The sequence below is a fragment of the Pseudomonas brassicae genome, from assembly GCF_010671725.1.
In the GTDB taxonomy this organism is placed as follows: Bacteria; Pseudomonadota; Gammaproteobacteria; order Pseudomonadales; family Pseudomonadaceae; genus Aquipseudomonas; species Aquipseudomonas brassicae.
The window spans coordinates 1-4057 of record NZ_JAAHBU010000341.1 but is presented as its reverse complement, the minus strand read 5'-3'; the positions used below and the strand labels follow the sequence as shown (position 1 = coordinate 4057).

Below are 4057 nucleotides of genomic sequence, written 5' to 3'. Positions count from 1 at the left end.
TGCCAGCGAAGAGGCCATCAGCTTCAGCGAAAACTCATGCTAGAGTGCCAGGCCGCCCCCAAGGAGCCTGCCATGCGCGCCATTCTTGCCCTCCTGCTGCTCACCAGCCTGCCCCTGGCCGCCGCGCCCCTGCACAGCCAGTTCCTGCCGCCCGACGACCTCAGCCTGCGCCAGGAAACTCCTGAAGCCCAGCAACTGCTGCAGGTCACCCAGTATTCGGTGGTGGTCGGCAACCAGCGCCAGTCCAACCAGCAGCCCATTCCGGTCACTGCGCCGCTGCTGATGCGCCTCAAGGGCAAACCGATGAACAAGGGTGCCACGATCAGCGATGTGCTGATCAGCTTCGATGGCGAGGGCAAGAGCCTGCGCAAGCCGACGTTCGATGCCAAGACCCGCACCCTGACCCTCAATTACCCCGCCAGCCAGTACCGGGTGATCCTCGACCTGCTGCGCAACGACACGCTGTACGTGCAGTTCCTCAGCTACCCCAACGGCCACATCTGGGCCGACCTGCACACCGGCACCCTACGCGCGCGTTGAGCCGCAGTGTCGCCGGAGGGTAAACTGCCGGCCCGTGAAAAGTGATGGTTCAGGTGGAGTCGGCAATGCGTAAAGACAAGAAGCAAGTGATTGGTGATGAGATCAGCGACGAGTACATCAAGTCGTTCCTCCAGTACGAACCGGCTGACGCCACCTCGCCGTCGCAGCACAAGCTGATCAAGGCCTACCGCGGCCTGCGCATCGATGACTTCGAGCGCTTCGTCGGGTTCTTCGTCGAAGCCGGTTACGACGTCGATGGCAAGGACGAGCACGGCAAGACCTTTGCCGAGGTGATCAGCGACCAGCGCAATGCGCCCGAATACATCGAGATCATCGACAACGCCCGCAAGTAAGTAATCTGCAGGCACAAAAAAACGCCCCGAGGGGCGTTTTTTCATGGCGTCACGCCTACGCGTAGCTTTGCGTCGGCTGGCTTTCGACCAGGCCCAGGGCCTCGTCGTTCTGCGTGCTGACCTTGTGATACAGCGCCGCGTCGCTGGCCAGGACCTTTTCCCGGGCCGGGAAGATTTCCTTGAGCTTGGCGGCCCAGGCACCGGCGGCCTGCTCGGGGAAGCAGCGCTCGATCAGTTCGAGCATGATCGAGACCGTCACCGAGGCGCCCGGGGACGCGCCCAGCAGGGCGGCAAGCGAGCCGTCCTTGGCCGCGACCAGTTCGGTACCGAACTGCAGGATGCCGCCTTTTTTCGGGTCTTTCTTGATGATCTGCACGCGTTGGCCGGCCACTTCCAGGCGCCAGTCTTCGGCCTTGGCTTCAGGGTAGAAGCGGCGCAGCGACTCCAGGCGTTGCTCCATCGACTGCATCACTTCGCTGACCAGGTACTTGGTCAGGTCCATGTTGTCGCGGGCCACGGCCAGCATCGGGCCGATATTGCCGGCACGTACCGACAGCGGCAGGTCGAGGAACGAGCCGTGCTTGAGGAACTTGGTGGTGAAACCGGCGTACGGGCCGAACAGCAGCGAGGTCTTGCCGTCCACCACGCGGGTGTCCAGGTGCGGCACCGACATCGGCGGCGAACCCACCGCGGCCTGGCTGTAGACCTTGGCCTGGTGGCGCTTGACCACCTCGGGGTTGTCGCAGCGCAGCCATTGGCCGCTGACCGGGAAGCCGCCAAAGCCCTTGCTCTCTTCGATGCCCGACAGTTGCAGCAGCGGCAAGGCCGCGCCGCCGGCGCCGAGGAACACGAAGCGGGCATCGACTTCGCGGCTGCTGCCGCTGTTGACGTCCTTGATGGTCACGGTCCAGCCGCTGCCGTTACGGCGCAGGCCGGTGACCTTCTTGCAGTACTTGACCTGCGAGTCGGGGGTGTCGGCCAGGTGCTTGAGCAGCTTGTTGGTGAGCGCGCCGAAGTTGACGTCGGTGCCCTTCATCACGCGGGTGGCGGCGATCTGTTGATCGGCCGGACGGCCCGGCATCATCAGCGGCATCCACTCGTTCATCAGCGCCTTGTCTTCGGTGTATTCCATCTCGGCGAAGGCGTGATGCGGCTTGAGCGACTCGAACCGCTTCTTCAGGAACGCGACACCCTTTTCACCTTCGACGTAGCTCAGGTGCGGGATCGGGTTGATGAAGGCACGCGGGTTCTTGAAGGCGCCTTTGTTGCTCAGGTACGCCCAGAACTGCCGGGACACCTCGAACTGGGTATTGATGTGCACCGCTTTCTTGATGTCGATGCTGCCGTCGGCGGCCTGAGGCGTGTAGTTCAGTTCACACAGCCCGGCATGGCCGGTCCCGGCGTTGTTCCACGGGTTGGAACTTTCCGCGGCACCCGAATCCATCAACTCGACGACTTCCAGCTTCATCGCCGGGTCGAGTTCCTTGAGCAGTACGGCCAGGGTGGCACTCATGATGCCGGCCCCTACCAGTACTACATCGACTGCTTCGTTCTGCGCCATTAACGCGTCTCCAAAATCTTCAGCACCAAATTGACAGCATAGGATCCCAGGCTTGGCCGGGACCGCCATGTCCGCTATTTCGCAGGTTTTTCAACTTCCGCGGACACCGCCAACCGGGCTTTGCGTTGCCTATGAACGCATTTTACCGCCCGTGCGGCAATTCGACTTATGGTCAAGGTGTCCATCGTGCGCTATGGACCGGCTTCAGTCACCCATCTCAGATGAGCGCCGTTGCCAGCTGTTGGGGGCTGTTCGGGACGCTGTTGATGCTTTTGCACATGCCAGACTGTTCATTGCTCGCCACACTCTTGTGAAGTTGTGAAAACCGTTTTTTCACGCTCTTTTGGAGTCGTGAACCTCAAAAAGGGTGTGCGCGGTGGCAAACCCGCAGGTTCAGGCAGAGCACAGTGGCGACACAAAAGCGTACGCACCGGCTTGGCAAGACCTGTGTGGGCGGCTCTCTGTGGGCGTTTTGGGGGTGCCTATGCAGGGCATTGGCGGTGTTGCGGGGCCCGATCAGGAGACGTCCTTATAATCGGGGGGAGATTATAGCGAGGTCGCGGGCAGAAACGATCTTTATTAACGACTTTTATTGCTGTTTGCTCAGGCGGCCACGGCGCGGCTGAGCCGGTTGTGCCTGGCACGCGGCTGAACCCGTGCGCTGGCGGGCAGCGCACGGTTCATCCAGTGCAGGCGAATTTCATTGATTTCGACCCAGCCGGCGCCACTGGGTGGCTGCTGGCACTGCTTGAAGGCCTGGCAATGGCCGTGGGCGTCGAGGCGTGCGAACTGGCGTGGGGTCGGGCGAGGAAAAAGCAAAGTCCAGAGTGAGCGCATGGCGGGCTACCTGTAGGAAACTGATGCGAGCATACGGGGCAAGTGATGAAACGATTATGACAGTGGCCCGCTGATAGCTGGGGTGGTCTGCGCTGGTTATACTGGCGACCTTTGCTGCTATTCCTGGAGAGATGAGCATGTTGCAACGTCTGTTGTTCGGTTTGATCGCTGTCACCAGCCTGACCCTGGCCGGTTGTGCCCACAGCCCGCAACAACTCAGCCCGCAACCCAAACTCACCGCCCAGCTTGCGCCGGTCGGCCACGGCCAGCCGGTGGTGGTGAAGGTGGTCGACGGCCGCGCCTCGCAAACCCTGGGCACCCGTGGCGGGCTGTACCCGGAAACCAGCGCCATCAGCGTGAGCGGCAACGACATCCTGCCAAAACTTCAGGCCCAGGCCGAAGCCGCGGTGCGGCTGCTGGGCTTCACCCCGACGCCCAACGCCTACAATGCGCCGCAACTGACCGTGACCCTGGCTGAACTGAAGTACCAGTCGCCCAAGGAAGGCCTGTACGTGACCGAGGCCACCATTGGCGCCACCTTCCGTGCCGACGTGGCCAATGCCAACCGTCGCTACAGCGGCCGCTATGGTGCTTCGCTGGACCAGCGCTTCGGCATGGCGCCGAACCAGGAAACCAACACCAAGTTGGTCAGTGATGTGCTCAGTGATGCACTGACCCGCCTGTTCAAGGACCCGACCGTCGGTCAGGTGCTGGGCGAGTAACCGCCCCTGGCCACAAAAAAGCCCGATGTCTGCAAGGCAGGCAT

The 4057-nt window shown here is 62.1% G+C and carries 5 protein-coding genes; 3 read left to right on the top strand and 2 right to left on the bottom strand.

From position 1 onward, the window contains the following. Positions 1–72: 72 nt before the first annotated feature. Both G3436_RS21095 and G3436_RS21090 read left to right on the top strand, forming a co-directional pair. Positions 73–540 carry a hypothetical protein gene (locus G3436_RS21095; RefSeq protein WP_163949081.1) on the top strand — a complete coding sequence of 156 codons (468 nt, stop codon included), beginning with the start codon at positions 73–75 and terminating at the stop codon, positions 538–540. Between the two features lie 65 nt (positions 541–605). Next, a complete protein-coding gene (locus G3436_RS21090) occupies positions 606–893 on the top strand; it encodes a PA4642 family protein (RefSeq protein ID WP_163949077.1) in 288 nt (95 codons plus the stop codon). 55 nt (positions 894–948) lie between these two features. Here G3436_RS21090 and mqo read toward each other — a convergent pair whose 3' ends face one another. Both mqo and G3436_RS21080 read right to left on the bottom strand, forming a co-directional pair. Beyond that, positions 949–2454 carry a malate dehydrogenase (quinone) gene (gene mqo, locus G3436_RS21085; protein ID WP_163949075.1) on the bottom strand — a complete coding sequence of 502 codons (1506 nt, stop codon included), beginning with the start codon at positions 2452–2454 and terminating at the stop codon, positions 949–951. Between the two features lie 603 nt (positions 2455–3057). Continuing rightward, positions 3058–3291 carry a hypothetical protein gene (locus G3436_RS21080; protein WP_163949070.1) on the bottom strand — a complete coding sequence of 78 codons (234 nt, stop codon included), beginning with the start codon at positions 3289–3291 and terminating at the stop codon, positions 3058–3060. A 137-nt stretch (positions 3292–3428) separates the two neighbouring features. On the opposite strand from G3436_RS21080, the gene G3436_RS21075 reads away from it, so the two are divergent. Next, positions 3429–4013 (top strand): YajG family lipoprotein, encoded by a 585-nt coding sequence (locus tag G3436_RS21075; protein ID WP_163949067.1) that lies wholly within the window; start codon positions 3429–3431, stop codon positions 4011–4013. Positions 4014–4057 lie beyond the last annotated feature (44 nt).